24 protein-coding genes and 1 pseudogene are annotated in these 22,323 nt (G+C 58.0%); 18 read left to right on the top strand and 7 right to left on the bottom strand.

What is annotated here, in order from left to right; translation table 11 throughout:
- Nucleotides 1–38 precede the first annotated feature (38 nt).
- The 3 genes from FNU76_RS15805 to FNU76_RS15795 all read right to left on the bottom strand — a co-directional run bounded on the left by FNU76_RS15805 (nucleotide 39) and on the right by FNU76_RS15795 (nucleotide 2,719).
- Entirely contained in the window at nucleotides 39–626 is a 588-nt protein-coding gene (locus tag FNU76_RS15805; protein ID WP_144279084.1) for a hypothetical protein, read from the bottom strand.
- A 147-nt stretch (nucleotides 627–773) separates the two neighbouring features.
- Nucleotides 774–1,619, bottom strand: a complete 846-nt coding sequence (locus tag FNU76_RS15800; protein WP_144279083.1) for a hypothetical protein — start codon at nucleotides 1,617–1,619, stop codon at nucleotides 774–776.
- A gap of 92 nt (nucleotides 1,620–1,711) precedes the next feature.
- Nucleotides 1,712–2,719: a hypothetical protein gene (locus FNU76_RS15795; RefSeq protein WP_144279082.1), complete on the bottom strand. Its 1,008-nt coding sequence runs from the start codon at nucleotides 2,717–2,719 to the stop codon at nucleotides 1,712–1,714.
- A 1,206-nt stretch (nucleotides 2,720–3,925) separates the two neighbouring features.
- On the opposite strand from FNU76_RS15795, the gene FNU76_RS15790 reads away from it, so the two are divergent.
- The 6 genes from FNU76_RS15790 (at nucleotide 3,926) to FNU76_RS15765 (ending at nucleotide 7,571) form a co-directional block, all read left to right on the top strand.
- Nucleotides 3,926–5,098, top strand: a complete 1,173-nt coding sequence (locus FNU76_RS15790) for a phage tail sheath protein (protein ID WP_144279081.1) — start codon at nucleotides 3,926–3,928, stop codon at nucleotides 5,096–5,098.
- A gap of 26 nt (nucleotides 5,099–5,124) precedes the next feature.
- Nucleotides 5,125–5,634 carry a phage major tail tube protein gene (locus FNU76_RS15785; RefSeq protein ID WP_144279080.1) on the top strand — a complete coding sequence of 170 codons (510 nt, stop codon included), beginning with the start codon at nucleotides 5,125–5,127 and terminating at the stop codon, nucleotides 5,632–5,634.
- Between the two features lie 35 nt (nucleotides 5,635–5,669).
- On the top strand, nucleotides 5,670–6,011 hold the full coding sequence (locus tag FNU76_RS15780; RefSeq protein ID WP_223879048.1) for a phage tail assembly protein: 342 nt from the start codon (nucleotides 5,670–5,672) through the stop codon (nucleotides 6,009–6,011).
- Between the two features lie 8 nt (nucleotides 6,012–6,019).
- The gene (locus FNU76_RS15775) at nucleotides 6,020–6,136 is read left to right on the top strand and encodes a GpE family phage tail protein (RefSeq protein ID WP_144279079.1); all 117 of its coding nucleotides are present in this window, start codon (nucleotides 6,020–6,022) and stop codon (nucleotides 6,134–6,136) included.
- Between the two features lie 150 nt (nucleotides 6,137–6,286).
- Nucleotides 6,287–6,406: a Com family DNA-binding transcriptional regulator gene (locus tag FNU76_RS15770; RefSeq protein WP_144279078.1), complete on the top strand. Its 120-nt coding sequence runs from the start codon at nucleotides 6,287–6,289 to the stop codon at nucleotides 6,404–6,406.
- 40 nt (nucleotides 6,407–6,446) lie between these two features.
- Nucleotides 6,447–7,571: a DNA-methyltransferase gene (locus FNU76_RS15765; RefSeq protein WP_144279077.1), complete on the top strand. Its 1,125-nt coding sequence runs from the start codon at nucleotides 6,447–6,449 to the stop codon at nucleotides 7,569–7,571.
- A 127-nt stretch (nucleotides 7,572–7,698) separates the two neighbouring features.
- Here the strand turns inward: FNU76_RS15765 and FNU76_RS15760 are convergent, their stop codons facing one another.
- On the bottom strand, nucleotides 7,699–8,547 hold the full coding sequence (locus FNU76_RS15760; protein ID WP_144279076.1) for a putative phage abortive infection protein: 849 nt from the start codon (nucleotides 8,545–8,547) through the stop codon (nucleotides 7,699–7,701).
- A 198-nt stretch (nucleotides 8,548–8,745) separates the two neighbouring features.
- Between FNU76_RS15760 and FNU76_RS15755 the strand changes: the two genes are divergently transcribed.
- From FNU76_RS15755 to FNU76_RS15745, 3 genes are read left to right on the top strand one after another with little or no spacing between them, the layout of a single operon-like run.
- Nucleotides 8,746–11,415 carry a phage tail tape measure protein gene (locus tag FNU76_RS15755; RefSeq protein ID WP_144279075.1) on the top strand — a complete coding sequence of 890 codons (2,670 nt, stop codon included), beginning with the start codon at nucleotides 8,746–8,748 and terminating at the stop codon, nucleotides 11,413–11,415.
- 12 nt (nucleotides 11,416–11,427) lie between these two features.
- Nucleotides 11,428–11,844, top strand: a complete 417-nt coding sequence (locus FNU76_RS15750) for a phage tail protein (protein ID WP_144279074.1) — start codon at nucleotides 11,428–11,430, stop codon at nucleotides 11,842–11,844.
- Nucleotides 11,831–12,868: a phage late control D family protein gene (locus FNU76_RS15745; RefSeq protein ID WP_144279073.1), complete on the top strand. Its 1,038-nt coding sequence runs from the start codon at nucleotides 11,831–11,833 to the stop codon at nucleotides 12,866–12,868. Before FNU76_RS15750 ends, FNU76_RS15745 begins: the two co-directional genes overlap by 14 nt.
- Nucleotides 12,869–13,040: 172 nt before the next feature.
- On the opposite strand, the gene FNU76_RS15740 is transcribed toward FNU76_RS15745, so the two are convergent.
- Both FNU76_RS15740 and FNU76_RS15735 read right to left on the bottom strand, forming a co-directional pair.
- A complete protein-coding gene (locus FNU76_RS15740; RefSeq protein ID WP_144279072.1) occupies nucleotides 13,041–13,589 on the bottom strand; it encodes a hypothetical protein in 549 nt (182 codons plus the stop codon).
- Between the two features lie 314 nt (nucleotides 13,590–13,903).
- Nucleotides 13,904–14,479 carry a hypothetical protein gene (locus tag FNU76_RS15735; RefSeq protein ID WP_144279071.1) on the bottom strand — a complete coding sequence of 192 codons (576 nt, stop codon included), beginning with the start codon at nucleotides 14,477–14,479 and terminating at the stop codon, nucleotides 13,904–13,906.
- A 482-nt stretch (nucleotides 14,480–14,961) separates the two neighbouring features.
- Between FNU76_RS15735 and FNU76_RS15730 the strand changes: the two genes are divergently transcribed.
- The 8 genes and pseudogenes from FNU76_RS15730 (at nucleotide 14,962) to FNU76_RS25255 (ending at nucleotide 19,268) form a co-directional block, all read left to right on the top strand.
- On the top strand, nucleotides 14,962–15,333 hold the full coding sequence (locus FNU76_RS15730) for a hypothetical protein (RefSeq protein ID WP_143855778.1): 372 nt from the start codon (nucleotides 14,962–14,964) through the stop codon (nucleotides 15,331–15,333).
- A gap of 126 nt (nucleotides 15,334–15,459) precedes the next feature.
- Nucleotides 15,460–15,612 (top strand): annotated as a pseudogene (locus tag FNU76_RS25260) (ogr/Delta-like zinc finger family protein); the annotation flags it as partial.
- A 6-nt stretch (nucleotides 15,613–15,618) separates the two neighbouring features.
- A complete protein-coding gene (locus FNU76_RS24915) occupies nucleotides 15,619–15,792 on the top strand; it encodes a hypothetical protein (RefSeq protein WP_263405626.1) in 174 nt (57 codons plus the stop codon).
- A gap of 56 nt (nucleotides 15,793–15,848) precedes the next feature.
- Nucleotides 15,849–16,220, top strand: coding sequence for a hypothetical protein (locus tag FNU76_RS15720; RefSeq protein WP_143855780.1), 372 nt, complete (start codon nucleotides 15,849–15,851; stop codon nucleotides 16,218–16,220).
- A 2-nt stretch (nucleotides 16,221–16,222) separates the two neighbouring features.
- On the top strand, nucleotides 16,223–16,540 hold the full coding sequence (locus FNU76_RS15715) for a hypothetical protein (RefSeq protein WP_143855781.1): 318 nt from the start codon (nucleotides 16,223–16,225) through the stop codon (nucleotides 16,538–16,540).
- Complete coding sequence (locus FNU76_RS15710) at nucleotides 16,537–18,609, top strand: replication endonuclease (protein WP_144279070.1); 2,073 nt, start codon at nucleotides 16,537–16,539, stop codon at nucleotides 18,607–18,609. The genes FNU76_RS15715 and FNU76_RS15710 overlap by 4 nt, the downstream gene beginning before the upstream one ends.
- An 88-nt stretch (nucleotides 18,610–18,697) precedes the next feature.
- Complete coding sequence (locus FNU76_RS15705) at nucleotides 18,698–19,009, top strand: hypothetical protein (RefSeq protein WP_144279069.1); 312 nt, start codon at nucleotides 18,698–18,700, stop codon at nucleotides 19,007–19,009.
- 37 nt (nucleotides 19,010–19,046) lie between these two features.
- Entirely contained in the window at nucleotides 19,047–19,268 is a 222-nt protein-coding gene (locus tag FNU76_RS25255; protein WP_223879047.1) for a TraR/DksA family transcriptional regulator, read from the top strand.
- Nucleotides 19,269–19,617: 349 nt separating this feature from the next.
- Here the strand turns inward: FNU76_RS25255 and FNU76_RS15690 are convergent, their stop codons facing one another.
- Nucleotides 19,618–21,291 (bottom strand): recombinase family protein, encoded by a 1,674-nt coding sequence (locus tag FNU76_RS15690; protein ID WP_144279067.1) that lies wholly within the window; start codon nucleotides 21,289–21,291, stop codon nucleotides 19,618–19,620.
- Between the two features lie 89 nt (nucleotides 21,292–21,380).
- Here FNU76_RS15690 and FNU76_RS15685 point away from each other — a divergent pair, with 89 nt between their 5' ends.
- Nucleotides 21,381–22,307, top strand: a complete 927-nt coding sequence (locus FNU76_RS15685; RefSeq protein WP_144279066.1) for an NO-inducible flavohemoprotein — start codon at nucleotides 21,381–21,383, stop codon at nucleotides 22,305–22,307.
- Nucleotides 22,308–22,323: the final 16 nt, after the last annotated feature.

Below are 22,323 nucleotides of genomic sequence, written 5' to 3'. Positions count from 1 at the left end.
AACTGCCGTAGGCAAGCCGAACGTCCATACCGGCTAGCTTACCCTCGGTTGCAGTTCGCGGCCTCAGCTACGCCCGATCCTTGCACCAAGCTACCAGGCTGCGCGGCAAGCGCAATGCTCCCGGTGATGTTGATCACGTTGTAGGTTTCGCTGCCGTTGTCTGCAAAGGTCACGGTCACCCTTCCGCCCGCACCGCCAAGCCGCCGCTTGACCGAATCCCACAGGAAGCCGATGCGCATGCCCTTTGCGTCAAACGCACCCTGCGCGGCAGCGAGGCGAATATTGGGCTCGGCCTGCGAAGTGGTATCCGGCATGCCGGCCTGGCAACGCACATCGACCTGCCGCATTGTTTCTGCGAGCTGGGCGACGGATGGACCTGACGCCCCATCCCGTGGTGCCGGTTGAGCCGGCGAAGGGTGGCGCTCCCTGGGCATGCCGCCGCCGCAGTTTGGCCTATCGCCGCACGGGTTCGAGGGTCTTGGCGCTTCGATTCTGATTACGTCGTCACCGTCGGCAAGCGCCTGCGCCGACGCCATAAAGACACAAGCGGCCATCAACGAGCGAATGAATAGTTTGTTACTTGCTGCAATCATGTTTCCGTCCTCAATTATTTTGTCTTGATTCATTTTTTAATTACGTTGAAACACCAAGCCGGCAACGACGCATACGTATCGCTGCTTTGGCTTACCCTGCCGTAGCCATACGTGCAGCCACGGTTAAAGCGACAACAGGCTGAAAGCCTTTTAAGCCATCAGCCTGTCACCACCAAATCGCTATGTGTTTGGAATAAATAAGGAGCTATCTTTACTGCGGATGGCTTGTACCATTCTGTCGCGTATTATTAAGGCCAATTTCAATCTATCCGCGCCGATAGCCCATGCTGCGCTAACTTCTAAATTCTCGGGGCAGCGTTTAAATTGCGCACAGTTCAACATTAAGATCGGGTCGGCATCCAATTTACAGCTCGCACCAAACTCGCACGGCACCAGCGATGCCGCAATCAATACATTCTTGGCTTCCTCGCCAGAAAGCCATTGGCGGTCAAAATAAACCGAATCAAATGTATTTCGAATAAGGAAGTACTCAAGCGATCGCAACAATTCAGGGTCTTGGGCGGCGATTTGTAGTTTTAATGTGGCGGCGATATCCACTGACTTGTCTTTTTCGACACCCTTGAAGCCAAGCGCCAAAGGATCACCCAGCGTAATGCCCTTGCTGATCGTAGCAAGTGGGTCGGTGGCAGCGCCGGCAGGGAAGCCCTGACAAAGCGCCCGGATTCGCACCAGGGATGCATTACGCCGCTTGCTTATCTCTGCGTTTTTACTGCTCGCTTCAAACTGCGCGGGGGCTTGTGCCAGCCACTCGTTATTGCATATGACCTGGGTCATTGCGGCATAGAAATAGCCGCCTTGCTCGGGGCGCTGCAAAGCGACCTCTTTAAATTCGCCCAGATTGGCGGCATTGCGATAGGCAAGCGCCAAGTCCGAGCTGGTCTTGACCGCATAGCCCTTGATATCGGTTTGCTGAAGTGTTGCCAGTTTTGCGCCGGCTACGTCGGTGGCGTGAGCTGCGAGCATGGCGAGGCCTAGCAGCCCTGCCAGTAGGGATTTTTGATACATTTTTCCAACCTCAAGATTCTTGTATTTTTAGAAAACTGTCATGTCTCGGCAAGGAATGGCTAGACGGGCTAGCCATTCCTTGCGCTGCATGGTTACTGCTTTGGCGGGATAAAAGCCGCCATATCCTTGTTGCGAATTGCCTTTACAATCCGGTCACGTAATTCAAGTACTTCCTTCATTTCTTCTGGAGTAAGCGGCTCTCCTGATGCTCCGGCTAAACGCACAGTCTCAATTTTCGAGGCATAACATGATCCACCTAAAATGCAATCCCCCATCAAGCGCAAATCACTCTCAATTTTGCAGCTTGCGCCAAATTCGCAGTAAGCCAAGCTTGCGGCATCAAAAAGTTTGGCGTCGTCCGACCACCAGCGGCCATCGAAATATGCCACGCTCGATTGCCCGTCGCTGTTTTCCTTCGATATCATGGCAAGACTTAGGTTTCGCAAGGCTTCGGGATCTTGGCTAGCAATCTTCAGTTTAAGTGCTTCTTCAGCACCTATCTTCCCAAGTTGACGTCCGCCATCTATAAGTGCCAGGGGATCACCCAGCCTCATTCCTTGATCCAGTCTTTCTAAATATTCACGCATCGCGCCGCGCTTGGCTGGAGGGAAATTTTTACATTTCTCTTTATATCGTTGCATAGATGCATTGCGCATGGAATAAATTGCATTCCATTCTGCGCTGCCACGCGCGACATGATTTTGAATGTATTTATCCGGCAAATGCGATGCTTCATTGCTCTCGGCATTAAACTGTGTCGGCAATTTGGCCATATCCTCAGCCTGACAGGCTAGCGCGGCAAGTGACGCATAAAAATACCCGCCTTCCTTTGGGTGTTTCAATGCTTCTTGCTCAAACTCATACAAGTTTTTAGCATTTTTGTAACTTGCTGCCAAATTGTCCGCTGAAAAAGCAGGTTGGTAATCTGCTTCGCTTTCAAAATATGGGAAAGCGTGGTTCTTCATTGTCGTGCTTGGCGTGCTTGCCTCCGCGCCAGCTTGCGCTGTCGGTCGAAGGTCACCTTTTGTAGCGTACCAAGCAACCCACCCTAGAACAGCAAGTGAGATGACGCCGACGGACAAGGCCAATTGCTTTTGCATCTTTGTGTTCCTTTTTTAACCGCAATAGCTGCTATCTGGCGCAGGGCCAGGAGTGACTGTTGAGTTTACGGGATTTGCTGCGGAATCGTTGCCGTTAGGTCCCGTTTGTCCAGCATATTCATAGAGCTGGCGACCGCCGTCGGAAAAGATAATTGTGAGCTTCTTTCTTTCGAGACGTGCCATTGTGGAAGACCGAGAAGTACCGGAGGCGATCAATAAATTAAAAAGGTGAGTAAATGACTGCCCGGCTGCAAGGCTACGTTCAATTTGGCTTGCTGTGCTCGGTGTAGCATTCAGACTTGGATTACAAGCAATACCCATTTTTGTTGGCAGCACAATACCGGGAGCGCCATCTCTCGGCGCCGGCTGAGCGGGTAGCGGATCACGAGTTCCCGGACCACCGCCCATGCCTCCGCCGCAATTCGGCGCGCCGCTACAGCCGGTTGGTGGGGGTCGAGTGCCGCTGATAATGATGACGTCTCCGTCGGCCGACGCCGTGGGCATGCCCAAGCCGCCTAATGCCACCAGTAGTGCGGTAACCAGCCGTGTCTTACCTGTTAATCCTGGCATTGCGTTCCTACTCCTTAAGTTTTTTAGTTTTACTTCCGTGCCTCATGCGCTTTTTGCTAGCGCTATCCCTTATGTACAGATACGAAAATTCGCCCTTGCAATGGTGCTTGCAGGGGTGGGGCGAATTCACCCAATGGCACGCCTTCGTGTGGAGCGCAAAAATACTGCGCTATCGTCACGCAAGCGACACTATTGGCTTTTTATTATCAATAGAATTTAGCTATTTACCGGGCGGGGCAAACGCCAAGATGGAAGCCGAATGGGCTAAGCCTTGAGTGCGCGATACACGCAAATCAATAGAGAAATCTAATGTAGCCGCTGGCGAAACCATGCGGTTATGACGGGACGTAAAAGTGCCCATGGAAATCATTTCCTACTCCTAAAACCCCCGCGTCTTTTCGACCGCGTTTTGCCGTCTATGTCGCGGCATGCTTATTTGTGGCACGGATACTATTCGCGGCCACAAGGGCGTGTCTACTTCGTTCCGCATAAACCTACAAAAATTCATAGGTGTGTCGTTTTCCGTTTCTCTGGCTTGCAATGTCCGGCGCTCCGGCACAACGGCCCTCGCGTGGCAGGCGAATTGGCGTCCGGCATAGTGGTTTGGTACCTCAAAACCAGCCTGGAGAACCGCCAATGGCGACCGATTACCACCATGGCGCGCGAGTCGTTGAAATCAACGAAGGCACGCGCGTTATCCGAACTATCGCTACGGCGATTATCGGCATTGTCTGCACGGGCGCCGATGCCGACGCCGCCTATTTTCCCCTCAACACGCCGAAGCTCGTTACGAACGTTTTTGAAGCCATCGGCAAAGCCGGGACAAAGGGCACGCTGGCCGCCACGCTCGATGCCATCGCCGACCAGGCCAAGCCCATTATCGTTGTCGTGCGGGTGGCCGATGGCGCCAGCGAAGCCGAGACGACTTCCAACGTCATTGGCACGGTCAACGCGGCCGGCCGCTATACCGGCATGAAAGCGCTGTTGACCGCCCAAGCCAGCCTAGGCGTCAAACCGCGCATTCTTGCCTGCCCTGGGCTGGATAGCCTGCCCGTCGCCACCGAGTTGGCCGCTATCGCGCAGAAGCTGCGCGCCTTCGCTTATGTGTCCGCCCACGGTGCCACCACCAAGGAAGCCGCCGTAACCTATCGCGACAACTTCGGCCAGCGCGAGGTCATGGTGATATGGCCCGATTTCGTATCCTGGGACACCGCCAAGAGCGCCCCGGCTGTCTGCCAGGCGACGGCCCGCGCCATTGGCCTACGCGCCAAACTGGACGAGGAGCAGGGCTGGCATAAGACCCTGTCGAACGTCACGGTGAACGGCGTGTCGGGTGTGTCGGTCGACGTGTATTGGGATTTGCAAGACCCAGCCACCGACGCCGGCTACCTCAACAGCCACGAAGTGACCGGCCTGGTCCATCACCGAGGCTTCCGCTTTTGGGGTTCGCGTACCTGCTCCGATGATCCGCTATTCGCCTTTGAAAACTACACCCGTACCGCCCAAGTGCTGGCCGACACCATCGCCGAGGCGCACCTATGGGCCATCGACAAGCCCATGGGGCCGATGCTCGTCAAAGACATTATTGAAGGCATCAATGCCAAATTCCGCGAGCTGAAAGCCTGGGGCTACATCCTGGGCGGGGAAGCCTGGTACGACGAGGAAATCAATACGGTCGAGACGCTCAAGGCCGGCAAGCTGTCCATCGACTACGACTACACCCCGGTTCCCCCGCTGGAAAACCTCATGCTCCGCCAGCGCATCACCGACCGCTACCTGGCCGACTTCGCCGCCCAAATCGCCGCCTAAACGCGCCCAATCCGAAAGGCATTTCCATGGCACTACCGCGCAAGCTGAAACACTTTAATACCTTCGTGGACGGCAACGGCTATGCCGGCGAAACCAAGGAGGTCACCCTGCCCAAGCTCAGCCGCAAAATGGAGGAATACCGGGGCGGCGGCATGGATGGCCCTATCAGCATCGATATGGGCCAAGAAAAGCTCGAACTGGAAGCCACTTACGGCGGCTTGATGCGCGACATTCTCAAAGGCTACGGCGCGCTCAAGCATGACGCGGTGTTGATTCGCTTTGCCGGCGCCTACCAGCGCGAAGATAGCGGGGACGTCGATTCGGTGGAAATCGTGGTGCGTGGCCGCCATCAGGAAATCGACATGGGTACCGCCAAGGCCGGCGACGACAGCGATTTCAAAGTGAAGAGCGCGCTCAGCTATTACAAGCTGATGGTCAACGGCGCGACCGCTATCGAAATCGACCTGGCAAGCATGGTGCTCGTCGTGGATGGCGAAGACCGCCTCGCCAAGCATCGCAAAGCCATCGGCATCTAAACCCCACCCCTGCACCCTATCGAAACGAGTAGCCCATGCAAGCCAATACGACCGCCTCAGAAATGACGCCCCCGCACGCCCAGCCGGAGCAAGCCGCCATTGCCCTGGATACCCCTATCCAGCGAGGCGCACAAACCATTACCGATATCGTCCTGCGTAAACCCCGCTCGGGCGAACTACGCGGCCTGACACTGACTGACCTACTGCAAATGGAGGCGGGAGCGCTGATCAAGCTGATTCCACGCATCAGTACGCCGATGCTGACCGAACCGGATATGAATCGCCTTGATCCGGCCGACCTTACGCAAATGGGAACGGCGGTCGCAGGTTTTTTGCTGCCGAAATCCGCGAAGGTGGCGGACTCCCTACCCGTGTAGAGGATTGCATGGCCGATATCGCCACCGTGTTTCATTGGCCGCTTACTGACCTGGTCGGCCTGACGGTGGCGGAGTTGCTGGCCTGGCGCGAGCGCGCCAGACAGCGAAGCGGGGCCGACGATTAGCCCCGCTTGAAAGACAGAAGCGGCGACCGGGCCAAGTGCGCGAACATCTGGCCCGGCCCCGTCCCCACTGAACAGGCAGTGAGCCCGGCTAGACCGCTCCCCCAGCGCTGAGGGGCTGCGAGACTAGCACAACCGAAGCTCGCGACAATTATGGAAACCATCCGCTGTGGACATTGCAACCGCAAACTAGGCGAAGGCCGCTACACCGTTTTAACAATCAAGTGCCCGCGTTGCGGGACGCTCAATACCTTGAGGGCCATGCGCCCCTAAATCCAAGCGCGCCGCGAGCGCCATGTAGAGAAACCTTCTCATGGCGCCCGTGTCTTCCTCTCGCTTCACCCTCTATCAAGCCAACTGCTTGCCCACCATGGCCGCCATGCCGGCGCAGAGCGTGGACGCCATCATTACCGACCCGCCTTACTTCAAGGTCAAAGCCGAGCAATGGGACCGGCAATGGCAAAGCGCCGATGCTTTCGCCGTCTGGCTGGCCCAGGTGCTGGGCCAGTTCGCCCGCCTGCTCAAGCCGAATGGTTCGCTCTACCTGTTTGCTTCGCCGCAGATGGCGGCCAGGGTGGAGCTACTGGTTGCCGAACGGATGAGGGTACTAAACCATATCGTATGGCTAAAGCCTCAAGGTACGCACCTACGCGCCTGCAGAGCGAAGCAGCGCCAGTTTCATCCACAAACCGAACGCATCATCTTTGCCGAGCAGTACGGCGCGAAGCGGATCGACAGCGGCGCGACCGGCTACGCGGCGCAATGCAGCCAGTCGCGCAGCAGTGTGTTCGAGCCCTTACGCGCTTATCTGGATGAAGAGCGCAAGCGGGCCGGTTGGTCGTGCGCTGCCATTGACGCGGCTTGGCGAGACTGGCGCGGCAATACGGCAAAGGGCGGGATGAGTTCGCATTGGTTCGGGCACTCGCAATGGGCTTTGCCGACCGAGACGGCTTACCTATGGTTGCGGCATTTGTTCAATCACAGCCAGCCGGGCGGACGAGACAACGGTCGCCGTCCCCTCTCGCGCGAACACGCCCATTTGCAGGCGGAGTATCAACTACTCCGCCAGGACTACGAGGAATTGAAGCAGGCCCACCAGCAACTACGCCGGCCCTTCCACCTTCAGCACGGTATGCCGTATACCGACGTGTGGCAGTTCCCCACCGTTCCGCCACGCAAGGGCAAGCACCCATGCGAAAAGCCCCTGGACCTCATGCGCCATATCGTCGCCAGCTCCACCCGGCCCGGCCAAGTCGTGTTGGATGCGTTCATGGGCTCGGGTTCGACAGGGGTCGCCGCCCTGGAGGCGGGTTGTCGGTTTATCGGAATCGAGCAGGAAAGCAGCAGCTACCAAATGGCACAAGCGCGTTTAAAACGAAGCGCCCAGCGGGACGACCACTATCCCGATGCCGTTTTTAGCGACGGCCTAGCGGAGTGAACTCCATCCGATGGCGCTCGTTACATGACTGACGTGCAGTCGAGAAAAGTCCCCACCCTCGATTGCCGCCGAGCGCACTTTGCGTAAGCGCTGGTTTCTGTTGGGCGCCGTCAGTTTCTAATTAGCATCAAAAAAGTATTTCGTCGTTAGCTCCGGCCGCACTTCTATCAAATTCAGATAAAAATACATCCAACCATAAATCAGTTGGGGTGCGCTCATAGTTTTCAAGCAGAGCGTATTTTTCGATCAATACCTTCAGTCCGAAGCGATCATTTGCTGCAGTGTGTAGTATCAGAGCAGGGAGTTCTTCTGGAAGGAATTGCGCCTTAACAATTTTTGCAAAAAAAGATTTCTCAGTTGAATTCCAAGCCTCTGAAGAGTTGATATGTTCAAGAATTAATTTCAAGCTACTGAAATATGTTACAAAATGAAGCTTCAATCCTTCCTGAGTGGCAAGCATAAATTTAAACGAGTCAATCAAGCTCTCTTCGAAGTCTTGATTTCTCGCATGAACATCTTTTTTCGCTATGCTAACGTACCTAAAAAATTTCCCTCCCGTCATATTCTCGTTAACGTCGAGTGAAACTTTAATTTCTCTATGTAAACTAAGCAAATGAAAAAATGTTGCTGCTGCATTATCTTTCTGCTGCTGCACCTCGTCGGAATGTCTTTCTTTTACTGCGGTATTTATTTGCTCTCGCTGACTAAAGTAAGCAGCTGCGGCCGCAAACAATGTAAGGCCAGAAAGTAGAGAATTAAAAATACCGTATGAATCTCCAATTTGCCCCAACTCCTCTAAATTACGGCTTCCACTCAAGCGCTGTGAAAATAACCACTCCGCGATCAGAGGGGCCAAAGACCACGCTAGAGAAAACATAAACAAAAAAAATATAAACAATGTGAAGCTAGATATTTCTTTATTGACAAATTTCCAACTCGCACTTATAGCTCTTGCCATTTTTTCGCGCAGTGACATTTACGTTCTACCTAGTGAGGAAAGCTTACGTAAGAGTGGCATGCGGAAAGGTCATCAGCAAGCGCGGGGCTTTTCCGTAAAGGGTATGCAAGGGCATGTGGGAAGCTTCTAAAGGTTTTGTACTTCTGCACAACTTTGGTGCCCGGACAATTGCTCCTACGGTGGGCAATATGGACTCCCGCCATCCAATCCAGTGCTATGAGCCAAGCCAATCTACAACTGCAAGTCATCCTCTCCGCCGTCGAGCGGGTCACGGCACCGCTGCGCCGTGTCCGCACGGAAAGCAACACCACGTCCGCCCAAGTCAAAGCCCTGCGCGAGCGCGTCGGTCAACTTAACCAAACAGCCGGCAAAATCGACGGCTACCGCAAGACCGCCGAGCAATGCGCCAAGACCGGCCAGGCGCTGGGCCAGGCGCAAACGCGCGTCAACGAGCTGGCCCGCGAATTGCAGGCTACGACGATACCCACCAAGGAAATGCAGCAGGCTTTCGCAGAAGCCAAACGCCAGGCCGGCGCACTGACCGGGCAGCATGCCGCCCTGATCGAAAAGCAGCACAAGCTACGCACCGCCCTGGCCGCCAGCGGTATCGAAACCAGACAGTTAGCCCAACATCAGCGCCAGTTGCGGACCGATACCCTGGCCGCCACCCAAGCCCTGGCCGGCGAAGAGGCCAGGCTCCGCCAGCTCAACGCCCGACTACGCGAACAACGCGCCGCGCAAACCCAACGCCAAGCCGGCATGCAAGCGCGGGACCAAGCAGCCGGCGCAGGTGGCGCGATGGTGGGGGCCGGTGCGGTGATGGGCCTGCCCGTATTGAAAATGGTGAAGGACTACGCCTCGTTCGAGGACGCTATGCTCGGCGTAGCACGGCAAGTCGAGGGCGCCCGCGATGCGAATGGCCGGCTGACCCGCACTTACTACGAAATGGCCGACGCCATCAAGGCGCTATCCGAGCGGCCCGGCGCGCTGGCAGCCAATGACATTGCCGCCCAAGTCGAAGCCGCTGCGCGCATGGGCATCCAGGGTAAGGACAACCTGTTGGCCTTCGCCAAGACGGCTGGCATGGGCGCGGTTGCCTTCGATATGGCGGCCGAGGAAATCGGCGACAACATGGGCAAGATCGCCAATATCTACAAGGTACCGATCAAGGATATCGCTGCCCTGGGCGATGCGATCAACTATCTGGACGACAACGCCCAAGCCAAGGGCGCGGACATTATCGACGTGCTGCAACGCCTGGGCGGCGTGGCCGACAAGCTGGACTACAAACAGGCGGCCGCCCTGGGCAGTACCTTCCTGAGCCTGGGCGCCAGTGCCGAAGTGGCGGCCAGTGCCAGCAATGCCATGGTGCGCGAACTGGCGATTGCCAGCATGCAACCGAAGCGCTTTCGCGAGGGCCTGCAAGCCCTAAAGCTCGATGCGAAGCAGGTCCAGGCCGGCATGGCGAAGGACGCGACCGCGACGATTCTGCAAGTCCTGGACGCCATCAAGTTACTGCCGCAGGCCCAGCAAATGACGGTCACCACCCAGCTATTCGGCAAGGAATACGGCGACGACGCGGCGAAGCTCGCCAACAATCTGGCCGAGTACCGGCGCCAGCTTGCCCTGGTCAAAGCGCCCAAGGCGACCGGCTCCATGCAGCGCGAAAGCGAAGCCAAGTCGCAGAATCTGTCCGCCCATTGGCAGACGCTCAAGAACCGCACTTTCAATGCCAGTAGCGGGCTAGGTGCCAGCTTGCGGCCGGCCCTTTTAGATCTGATGGCAACGGCCGGGAGGATCGTCGAGGCGGTCACGGCTTGGGCCAAAGCGAATCCGCAATTGGCCGCGACCCTGGTCAAGGTGGCGGCGGTGCTGGCGGTTGTGTTGACCGTCATGGGCACGCTTACCCTGGCGCTGGCCGCTGCGCTCGGTCCCCTGGTGATGCTGCGCTATGGCATGGCTTTGTTGGGTATCCAGTTCGGCGGCGGGGCCGGCTTGGTCGGCATGCTGGCCGGCGCATTGAACAAGTTCTTGATCGTGGTCGGCTGGCTCGGTCGCGCGGTCTTGCTGGTCGGCAATGTGCTGCGCGTGGTGTTCGCCTTTCTGCTTGCAAACCCCATTGTTGCAGTCGTCGCGTTGATCGCCGCCGCTGCGGTCTACATCTGGGCCAATTGGGACAGCTTGGGGCCAAAGTTCGCCGCGCTGTGGGCCAGTATCCAAGCCTATGCCGGCGCGGCGTGGGACTGGATATGCGGCAAGGCGTCCGCCGTGTCGCAGGCGGTCGTCGGGCTGTTCATGAATTGGAGCCTGCCCGGCCTGCTCATCCAGCATTGGGACGCCATTATGGCGTTTATGACCGGCTTGCCCGCACGCTTCGCTGCCCTGGGTGGGCAGGTCATCGACGGCCTGATATCCGGGATTACGGCCAAGTGGGGCGAACTCAAGGCCAAGGTCGGCGAGCTGGGCGACGGCATGGCCGGCTGGTTCAAAGAAAAGCTAGGCATTCACAGCCCGAGCCGGGTATTTGCCGAGCTGGGCGGCTTTACGATGGCAGGCCTTGCGCAAGGCTTGAGCGAGGGCGCCGCCGCGCCCCTTGCCAGTATGCAGGCCCTGCTAAAACAGCTTACCCAGCCGCTGGCGGCCGGCCTGGCGGTGAGTGCCAGCGTGCTGGCGAGCGCCGGAACGCCTATCGACCACCGCGCACCTTTGCCGGCCCGTCCGGCTGGCGTTGCCCAAGCGGCCGGCCCGGTCAATATCACGATCAACGTCCAAGCCGCGCCCGGCATGAACGAGCAGCAGCTGGCGAAGCTGGTCGCCGCCGAGCTGGAGCGTGTCCAACGCAAGCAGGCCGCCACCACGCGCAGCCGGCTGGCCGATTTCGATTAAGGAGCGCCGCCCATGATGAGCTTAGGCATGTTCGTGTTTGAACTGATAACCCTGCCATTCCAAGAGATGCAACAAGACATCGGCTGGCGATTTCCGACGGCTAGCCGGATCGGCAAACGGCCGGCGCGCCAGTTCCTGGGGCCGGACGATGAAACCATTACCCTATCCGGCGTGCTGTTCCCGGAAGAGCTGACGGGCGGGGAGCGCGAACTCGCCCTGGTGCGGGCCATGGCCGACGAGGGAAAGGCATATCCGCTCATCGCCGGTACCGGCGATATCTATGGCGTCTTCGTGATTGAGGCGCTGAAGGTCACGCGCCAGCTGTTCTACGTGGACGGTAGCGCGCGCCGGCTGGAATTTACCTTGTCGCTGAAGCGCGAGGATGACGAGCAAGTGGACCAGTTGGGGCAAGTCTATGCCGCCTTCTGATCGCATCCCGCCCCAGCCGCAATATCGGCTGACCGTGGACGGGGCCAAGGTTTCCCTTGATGGCCGCTTGGAATCGCTGACCCTGACAGACAACCGCGGATTTGAGGCGGACCAGCTCGATATCGTCCTGTGCGATGCCGACGGCAAGCTGGGCATTCCCACGCGCGGCGCGCTGGCAACCCTTAGCTTGGGCTGGGCCGATGGCGAACTGGTGGATAAGGGCAGCTATATCGTGGACGAGGTGGAACACAGCGGCGCACCCGATAAGCTGACCATCCGCGCCCGCAGCGCCGATCTACGGGCCGGCCTGTCCACCAAGCGCGAGGCCAGCTATCACCAGACGGCGGTGGGCAAGCTGGTGCGCATCGTGGCCGGCCGCAATAGCTTGGGTGCGGTCGTGAGTGGTTCGCTTGAATCGCTGCCCGTGGAGCATATGGACCAGACCAGTGAATCGGATATCAACCTGTTAAGCCGCCTGGCTGAATTGCACGACGCTATCGCCACCGTAAAGAGCGGCAAGCTGCTTTTCGTGCGAGCCGGCCAAGGCTTGAGCGCCAGCGGGCGAGCGTTGCCGGCCGTAACCATTCGCCGCCAGGCTGGCGACAGCCATCGCTACAACCTGGCCGACCGTGACAGCTATACGGGTGTGCGTGCCTACTATCACGACGCAAAAGGAGCAGCGAAAAAGGAAGTGATTCACGGCAAGGGCAGCGAGGCCAAGGGCAAGGCAAAGGGCACCAAGCCCAGCGCCGACAACCTCAAGTCACTGCGCCATACCTATGCCAGCCGGGCCAATGCCGAGCGGGCCGCCGCCGCTGAATGGGCCAAGCTTCAGCGCGGCTATGCGAGCTTTAGCCTGACCCTGGCACGTGGCCGGCCCGAGCTGTTCCCGGAGCTTCCCGCGACCGTGCAAGGATTCAAGGCTGATATCGACGGGGCGGGCTGGATCATCACCAAGGCGGTGCATACGCTCGATGAGAAAGGGTTGATTACTGCGCTGGATTGCGAGCTACACCGCGTTTAAGCCACATGCCGTAGGGAACCCTGAGCCTTCCTCGCTGCTTGCCGCTTTCCGAGGTGGATTGCGACGCCCGCCCACAGGGTGATTCAGGGCGAAAAAAAGCCTAGCTTTTATCGCTAGGCTGGGTACTGCCACCGCCGAAGCGGCTTTTCAACACATGTTCATTGCGGCGAAGCTAGTTGAACTTCGAGTCAGGACCACGCCTTTGCTCGCGACGCCATTCTGCCAAGACGGCAGGCAGCTCCTCATTGACCTGGGTCAACATGGGGCGCAATTTTCGACCGAGCATGTAGGGCACCACCAGATTATGAATCTGCCACACCATCGCGATGGTCGCGCCCACCGCTACCACACCAGCCAAAATCCGAACCGAAGGCAAGAACGCCATAAAGGCAACACAGACCATTGTCAGCAAGCCCCAAGTCATGCCCAGTCCACTGATATGCCTAGGTACCCACTTTGTGCAAGCCAAGTGCAATTGGTCATCGGCAAAAGTTAGCTCGTCGTCCCAGACCTGGGCAAGCTGCTTGCTGCTGATGTTGTGTTGTTCCAGCAGCATTAGCAGCGCGACACGCGCCTGCGCGGATGTTTCCATCGACGTCAATTTTTCAAACTGATGTTCGTCCAGCAGGACTTGCGCGCGGCTGACTGCCGGCTGAATAAAGTTTTGGGTATGGTTCTCATATACAACGTTACCTGCTACGGCTTGCTCAACGTCACCCATTATTTCTACCACGGTACTACACCCTGTTTTTTGTTTATTAGGAGTGTCTTATTCTTCCAGGGAAAGTCCTGATTGCCTAGGGGGCAAGCATACTTTTTTGCGAAATGGAATGGAAACGTTCCCATTCGCATATGATGTTGTCAAAACAATACGTTGCATGCCACGCCGACACGGTCGCCATGCCTCTATCCCGTACCGTCTCCCCTTGGGGGAGGGCAGCCCCGCACAGGGTTAGCTCGCACCAAAGACAAAGCCCAGCCGGTTAAGCTGGGCTTGTTTGCAATGACGGCGTTACCTCCTGAATAGCGCCGCAATTACATCGTGGAGTTCGGACCTTTGCGCAGGGCATTGCGCCATTCCGCCAGCGCTTCCGGCAGGTCCCGATTCACGCGGGGAATGATGGTCCGTAGCCTTCTGCTGATGAAATAGGGGACAGCCGTCGCAGCCATGCGCCAAAACATGACCACGCTTATGGCGAAGATGCTGGCTACCCAGAAAACCCGATAGGCCGGTTCCGACAGAAAAGCCCCAAATATGCAGGCCCCAACCAATGTGCCCCATATCGTCGCCAGGCCACCCACCCACCAAGGTGCCCAGCGAGACAAAGTAAGGCGGAACTGCGATTGCTGAAAGACTAGTTCCTGACCCCATACTTGGGCCAAATCCTGACAGGTGACGTCGTGTTCCATCAAACGCAGCAGCGCAAAACGAGCCGGCGCCGAGGTTTTCATCTTGGTGAGCTTGTTAAAATTCTGCTCATCCAAGACCACTTGCGGACCTGCTGAACGTTCCGTGTTCAAGTGGACTGCATTGCGGACCGTGCCGTTTTCGTGGATCACGTTCCCGGCCACGAATTGGTCCATGTTCCCTTCGATTTCAATCACTTCCATGATTCTTCAGCCCTGGTTTTTAGTATGCGGGAGAGCTGATTCTTTCAGTTCGAGCAAGCGATTGATAAGTAGGGCAAGCGATACTATCGAAAAGCTAAAATCTTTAGCTTAACGCTATTGTCATAATTGGCAAATCTGGCAAGTTGCCTACCCTGGCACGGCTAGGGCTTGTTCCGGTGTATGACGTCCCCGAGTACAAAGCTGCGGACGTTGCCTTGAATTCGTATGCGCTTAGTTTCAGGCTCTGCCGGTGGGGCCGGAGGTGCCGGCGTTTTCCCTGGGATGGCGGTGGCGACCAACACCGCCAGCGCGCCCACCTGTCCTTGTTCCGATGCAACCCGGAAGGCATTAACGAGTTCAATCTCCTTCGGTGCGAATACGTTATCTGACCGCTTCCCCGACAAGATGTAACGGACATCCCCCCCAAGCGCTTCTACCGCCGCCAAAAAGTTGCTGCCGCACTCCCGCCCCGCCAAGTAGTTTTGAAGGGTTCGCACAGAGATGCCCGTGGCCGCAGCGAAATCGCTCTGCCTGGGCATCAACCGGAGGTGTTCCTCTTCAAGGCGCTCAGCTATCGTCATATTCATTCGTCTTTTTTCTTTACACAACGCACAAACGTTCGTATTATCGTTTTCTGTTACGTCAACTGGAAAATTGCCATGCTCAGCAAGCCGACACGCACACGGAATCGCCGCTCCCCAACTGGATGCACGGCTAAAACCATTGCGCTGCGCCTAGACGTTGCCGAGCGCGAGCGGTTCGAGATCATGGCCAGCGCCAGCAATAAGTCGTTGAGCAACTTTGCTCGCGACTGTGTGTTACTGGCCTTCACAGTACTGGCAGCAAACGACTAGGCATCTTTGGGCGCGCTGTCTTGGCCCGTATCTTGGCGAAGGCGCAAAGCGCCGTCCCGGTCAAATTCACAGTTCCCGCCCAGACGGCATTTTCCCCCAAGTGTGTAACACAAGCGAGAGCAAAGCATGATGCGAGCGAGAACGTGCCGTACCACCGCGATTTGTCCGCACTGCAACACGCTTATCGGCGCGCGCACCAGCATTCGCTCCTCGCGGTTCACTACGCGGCGCATTTACATGTGCCTGATACCTGGGTGTGGCTTCCAGGGCGTTGCCATAGAGGAAATGGTTTTTCAGCTTTCGGAAGGTGCCTCGCCTGACCCTACCGTCGATCTGCCCTTTGCGCCGCACGTAATACGCATGCGTGAACGCAATGCTGCTATCGCCGCCCGCAAGCGTAGCCAACTGTCCTTCACATTTGATGACGACCCAAGCGGCGACGTTGCCGCCGTTGCTTAAACCCTAACCCGCCAGCCCTGACAAAAAACGGCCCTTATGGCCGCAAGGGGACCGGCTTGCCTATCGAAACGTTGTTCCTCTCCACCTTTAAAGGATTTGTGTATGCCCTGCCGCATTTTCTACCTGTTTTGTCTGGTCCCGATCTGCGCCTTGGTCTTCATGGCATGGGGCATGACGAACCACAGCGAGGCGAAAACCTGCCCCGCCATCAATCTGGAGGCGTCGGCATGAAGACCACCCGCTCCATCGCCATAATTACAGCCGAGAATGCCAAGCTTATGGGCTGCTTGGCCCAGTCGCTGGAGAACGCCATTGCGCGCGGCGAGGTCGCGCCCATTGATGTGGAACGTGTCTATAACGCCTCCCTCGCGCTGAGCGCGGTATCGGGCCAGATTCGTACCGTGTCGGCCGTACTGGAAGGCTTATAGCCATGGCCCGCCTTTCCCTCGTGGAGCATCAGGCTGTGGCGCGGGCTAGCGCGCCACTCTATTGCTTTACCCGCATCCCGCTCACCCCGCAGCAGTGCGAGTTCGGCGATATGTGTGTGGCTCGCCTGCTTGACCTGCGGGACGACCTGGGGGAAGTCATCGAGCAGCTCGCCCATGCCGAAATCTCGGTGGGGCCGAGCTTCTTCGAGATCAGCAACGCTGGGGCTGCGGCCGAGCGAGCCATTTATTGCATCATTCTGCAAATCCTGGAGCGCTACACGCTGACCCAAGCGGCCAAGGCCGCAAGGCGGGCGCCATGATCGGCAGCCCCTTGATTCGTACGGACGGCCAGTACCGCCACAAAGTCGATACCAGCTGCAGCCAGGAAGCCAAGCAAGCAGCCATGCAAGCCCGGCCCAAGGAAGCGCCGCTGAGCTTGTGGGAGTTCGTTCAAAAGGTGGCGCCCGAAAAGGACTGGCCCAAGCTGGAGGGCCGTTCGGAAGCGGACCTGTTGGACGCTATCAAGGTTTATATCGCCCGGCGGGAAGGGTGCGACGAGAGCGGAGAGCAGGAACTCGCGGCCTGTGGCAATGCGTGGCGCACCTTGCTAGCCGATGACCATGCGAGCGACGGCGACATCAAGTCGCTCGCCAAGCGCTGCGCCGGCGCAATGGCCGTGGTGTTGCTGACCTATAGCCCCTGGGAAATCGTGGAGGCCGTATACGAGGCTCTGCGCATTCCTTTCCTGCACGTGGGCATGCGTGGCGTGACCACGGAAAGCCTGGGGCATCGCCTTCGGGATGAAAAGACCTGGCGCCGCCATTTCCGCAAGGCGCATGCGCAAGCCGTGGAGCATCGTTTGACCGATGCCGGCCGCGTGATGCGGGGCCGTGAACCGGTCGTGTCCGGCCTGTCTCGCGCAAAAGGGCGCGAGCGCTGGCGGCGTAGCCGCGAGGCCATCGAGGCCGCGCAAATCGTCAGCGCCTGCGGCGAAACACTGGACCTAGCCACCGCCGTGGACGCCAGCGTATCCAATCCGCGTAACCGCCTGGCGGAACTGGTGATACGTGGGCGCGGCATGGAAGCCGCCGCCCAAGAGGCCGGCGACGCCGCTGTCTTTCTCACCATTACCAATCCATCCCGCTATCACCCCAGCCGCAGCCGCTTCCTCAAGACGGACCAGGGGCGCAAGTACTACTCGGAGCCGAACCCAAATTGGCTGGCGGGCGGCAAGCCGACGCCACGGGAGGGCAATGCCGCCCTGCTGAAGGTGTTCGGCAAGCTGCGTTGCGTTATCAAGAACCGTAATTGGCCGATCTATGGATTGCGCGTGGTAGAGCCCCACGCCGACGGCTCGCCGCACTGGCATATGTTGGTGTTCGGCCCCCGGCCACTCTTGGAAGCGTTCGTCACCGAGTACGAAACACGGGCCTGCAAAGAGGATGCCGCCGAGCTGGAGGGCATGACCAGCGTACAAGATGAAAACGGCCACTGGAAGCGCGTACCCGTCCGCCAGGCCCGGTTTAAGGCCGTCTGGCTCGATAACGTGGCTGCCGATGGAGAAGGCAATCGCTACGGCGGCCCTTTGGCTTACATCCTCAAGTACCTGGCAAAGAACCTGACCGGTCGAAAGAACGACGGCGGCGAAATCGGCCAGGATTTCGAGATAGGCAAGGGCGCCGTCGAAGGCGCCGAGTTGGTTCGTATCTGGGCCAGCCTTTGGGGCATCCGGCAGTTTCAAGCGTTCGGCGATGCGAGTGTCAGCGTGTGGCGCGAGGCCCGCCGCCTGCGCGACACCCCACCCAAGGATCAAGTACTCATGGCGGTTTGCTGGGCCGCAACCGTAAACGATTGGCACGCCTACCGGGAGCTATCCAAGCAGGTCTATTTCCATCTTGTGCGAGAGGCTGCGCAGGGATGCAACCGCTTTGGAGAGTGGCGCGGCGAAGTGGTCAAGGGCTTCGGCCACGAATTCGCCGATGCCACCACCCGCACCAAGACATGGACCATTGATTGGCGCGCGGGCCAGCGCAAAGCGGCAGAAGCGCAGCGCAGCGCCGCAGCACAAGATTGGCTTCACGGTCACAACCGCCCATCGCGCCAAGAGTTCGTGCGCGGCGTGGAAGAGGAGTGGGCAATGGTCGGGCTGCGCCCTGTAGAGGGCCAAAGGCCCGACCTTGGATTCATATCAATAACTGTGCGCGACGAAATTCAAGCGGACGGCAGGCCGACGATTTTTACCAAGGAATGGCCGTGCGTCACAGATTCGCGCCCGCCCAGCATGCCGCCGCCAATCAGTGTCATCGAGCGCAGTAAGAAGCGGCGCATTCGCGCCCGAGTTTTAGCGGTTCCGCCACCCAGTCGCGCCTACAAGGCGTCTCACGTATGACGGCAAACCCTTTTCCATTGGGGCCGCGCTACGGCACGCCCTCGCCATTCAACTTTGAACCAATCTTTAGACTGTTAAGAGATAGACCATGCAATACGAATTTATCCGCAGGCATATCCGCGTGACCATAGAGCGCCAAAGGGAGCATCTCGGAATCAAGCATTTCACATACTTGGAGATGGATTTACCCGAGGATGTATTCAACCGCCGCTGCGTAGATAGCAGCGCGGCCACCCTGCTGGACGCGATAGGCGAGTGGAGCCGGAAGGAAAGAATTGCTCGCTGCGACCTTCCTCCGAGCGCGTGGGTAATCGCCGCCGTGGAGGCCCTGGAAAGCGATATTTGCCTAGCGTGGATCATGGTGCCGGGTGCTGGCCGGGATCGGCCATCTCCATTCTGACTCCGCAAACCGACGACGATAACAAGGGTGCATAGCCGTGTCTGATGAAATCGACCGCGCAAACGAGATTGCGCAAAACCACTTGGACGAACTCATTGCGACCCAGCGGGCCGCGCTGCACGCGAAAGGTACGCCCGAATGCGTGGATTGTGGCGAGGACATACCCGCCGCCCGGCGCGTGGTCTTTCCTGCGGCAAGGTGCTGCATAGATTGCCAAACCCTACGCGAGCTTCGCAAGCGCCAAGGATTGAGTAGCTAAAAATCCGCGCCCTGCCTTGAACGGCATCAGCGTAAAACCAGCCGTTGCACCTGTGACTACGCCCTTCCATTCATCGGGTCCGTCACATTGATTGCGCAGTACAACAAGAAGCTACGGAGTAAGAAATGATTGGAACGCCAAAAACCAACACCCTACAAACATCAGTCATTAGCGGTGTTGTGCATGAGGGTCTGAGCGTGACATTGCGCGACGGGCGAAAGGGCCGACTGGCCATCGTCGATGAGGATGGCCAGATTGTTGAAGCAGGACCGGCCGTAGCGCGCGAAGCATGGAACGTAACCGTTTCAGCCTACAAGAACTTCATGATCGGGCTTGGCCATATCCGCATTTACTCGTCACCGACAGGCAGAAGCATGCCTTCGGGCAGCGTGGCCAGCACGTCTTGAGGCGGCAAGGCTTCACCCGCAACCCATTCCCCGGTGCGGCGGTCTATGCGAAGAAAACGCGAACCGCCGCCACGGGCAACCAAAAGCAGGTCGATGAACTCAGACGTACTCCTGTCTACCCCTTGGAAGTAGATTACGATTCGCTCGAAGGTCGTCATCATCAGCTCACGAGCCTTAAGGCGTGGCTCATACTCATAATCCAGTACACCGGTATAGAGCGCCTGCCATTCGGCCGCCGCGTCGGAAGAGAGACTTGGCGACATGGCCGCAAGTTCGTATTCGGCGGCGGTGACCTTCGCCCGCGCATCGGATAGGCGCGCTTCAAGCTCCGCCGCCTTCTTCACAATGATTGCCGGCGCGGCTCCCGTACCTTCAGCAAGCGCCTGGACGATGCGTCCCAGTTGCAGCTCGATTTCGGCAACTTCGTGTCGTGCCAAAGACAGCGCATCACGAATTGGCGTTGATCTATCCGCCCCTTTATAAAGCGCGTTGAGATTCATTTGATCAGCGCAATAGCTCATCACCGCACGTTCTATTGGGACTGCCGACAAGCCACCAACCACATCGCAGGGAAGCCGAGTCAACCTTGAACTGCATTGAATACGCCTGCTTCCGTCAGTTAATTTCCCATCCGACTTCCTTCGGCGCGTTGCGATAGTCTGGCTCACAATTGCCATGCCGCAGTAACCACAAAATGTTCGCTTGTAGCCGGTGAGTACGCTTGCAGACGAAACTCCTACCCTTGAGCGAACCCGGCGAGCAAGGGCCGTTTGAAGTTCGGCAAATTGCGCCTCACTCAAGAGCGCGGGGTAATAGTCCTTAAGTTCGTATTCGTCGTCTCCAATCTTCAGCCGCTTTGTTCCACCCAGGGCAGGTAAGCGCATCATTTCATACATCCGGCCGCCCGGCATTGGACGCCCGTTGTACATGAAATGGTTCTCGCCCATTTGATCGACTATTCCATTGGTCCCGTACCCTTTTAGGTACAAATCGATAAGCTTACGGATAGCCGCCGCGTTATCCGGAATTTCTTGCCATGTTTCGGTGGCAGCATCCCACTTCAACCAGCTCGGGTCTGCCCCGCTGCGAATAATCCGCCGGTTCGTACCTGCTATCCAAGCCTCGCATCGTCGTCGGATACTATCGCTTACGCGCTTGCTCTTGGTGTCACTTTCCTCATAGGCCCGGATCATCATTGCAAGTGCTACGAACAGCCGATGAGGTTCACGCTTCAGCAAATCGCGGTTGTATTCCTGCCTGTCCATTGCCGTAATGACGGTAATCCCCGCCATAACGATTCCGATCAATTGCGCCTGCGCCACCATCGGTTCGGCTCGGCTTAGACGGTCCAAACCTTCCACAATCAAAACCGAGCCGGTAGGAATCATGCCATCTTCAACAGCTTTCAAAAACACGCCGAAGGCACCTTGGCTGACGTGCCGTTGATGGTACGCGGACAGCCCCTCGTCTCGCATTGAAAGGGATTCGTCGAGCGGGACGTTATTGTCAGCGGCCCACCGTCGAGCGTAACTAAGTTGCCGGTCAACGCTACCGCCATCTGCTTGCTTTGGGTCGGAAAAACGAAGATAGCTATATACTTTTGCGTACTGTTGCATAGGGACTTCTCAGAAAATTGCCTTCGATGTAGGCGAAGGATGCCAGTGTTAGAGTGCACACGCCAGGGCTTACGCCGGCGCACTACCCCATGGTCGGCCGCCACCTGCTGGCGGCGATTCAGCAGGTATTGGGCGAAGCGGCTACCCCACCCTTGCTGGCCGCCTGGGACGAAGCCTATTGGCTGCTGGCCGGCGCACTGATCGCCGCCGAAGCGCGCCTGAGCGAACGCACGGGTGTGAGCAGCGGCGCTTTGCGTAGCTTGCGCGTCATGGAAGTCCGCCATGAAAGCGAGACCACCACCTCCTATTATCTGCAAACCTTGGCAGGCCAATCGCCCGGCCCTTTCAAGCCGGGCCAATACCTTACCGTCGCGATCGAGCCGGCCGGCAGCGGCACGCGCCAGTTAAGACAGTACAGCCTGTCCGACTCGCCAAACCGGCCTTGGTGGCGTATCACCGTCAAGCGTGAAGCGGCATGCGGGGACGTACCGGCAGGACAAGTATCGAACTGGCTGAACGCACACCTCCAGCAGGGCGACCTTCTGCAGGCCGGGGCGGCGGCTTTCGGCGACTTCGTACCCGATTTGCAGGGCCGGCACCCTATCGTGCTGCTATCGGCCGGCGTGGGCATCACCCCCATGGTGTCGGTGCTCAACAGCTTGCTCGAAACCAATCCGCGCCGTCCCGTGGTCTTCGCCCACGCGGCCCGGAATGGGCGCCACCATGCCCTTAGGGCGGACCTGGCGGCCGCAAGGCAGGTTCACCCCTCGCTTCGGGAAGTGGTGTTCTATGAATCGCCGCTGGAACAGGACCGCCTAGGCATCGACTACCACCAGGTCGGCCGCATGAACCTGGCGCAAGTATTGAAGGAGCCGGATCATGACGCCGAATTCTTCCTGTGCGGCCCCATCGGATTTATGCAGCACCAGTGGCAAAGCCTGATCGCGCGAGGCGTCAGCCCCACCCGCATACACCGCGAAGTATTCGGTCCGGACTTGCTCGATCATTTGATATAAGCGACAACTCCAGTCC

Origin of the sequence: Chitinimonas arctica (assembly GCF_007431345.1) — a bacterium.
GTDB classification, from domain to species: Bacteria; Pseudomonadota; Gammaproteobacteria; order Burkholderiales; family Chitinimonadaceae; genus Chitinimonas; species Chitinimonas arctica.
This window is presented reverse-complemented; position numbering and strand designations above follow the sequence as displayed.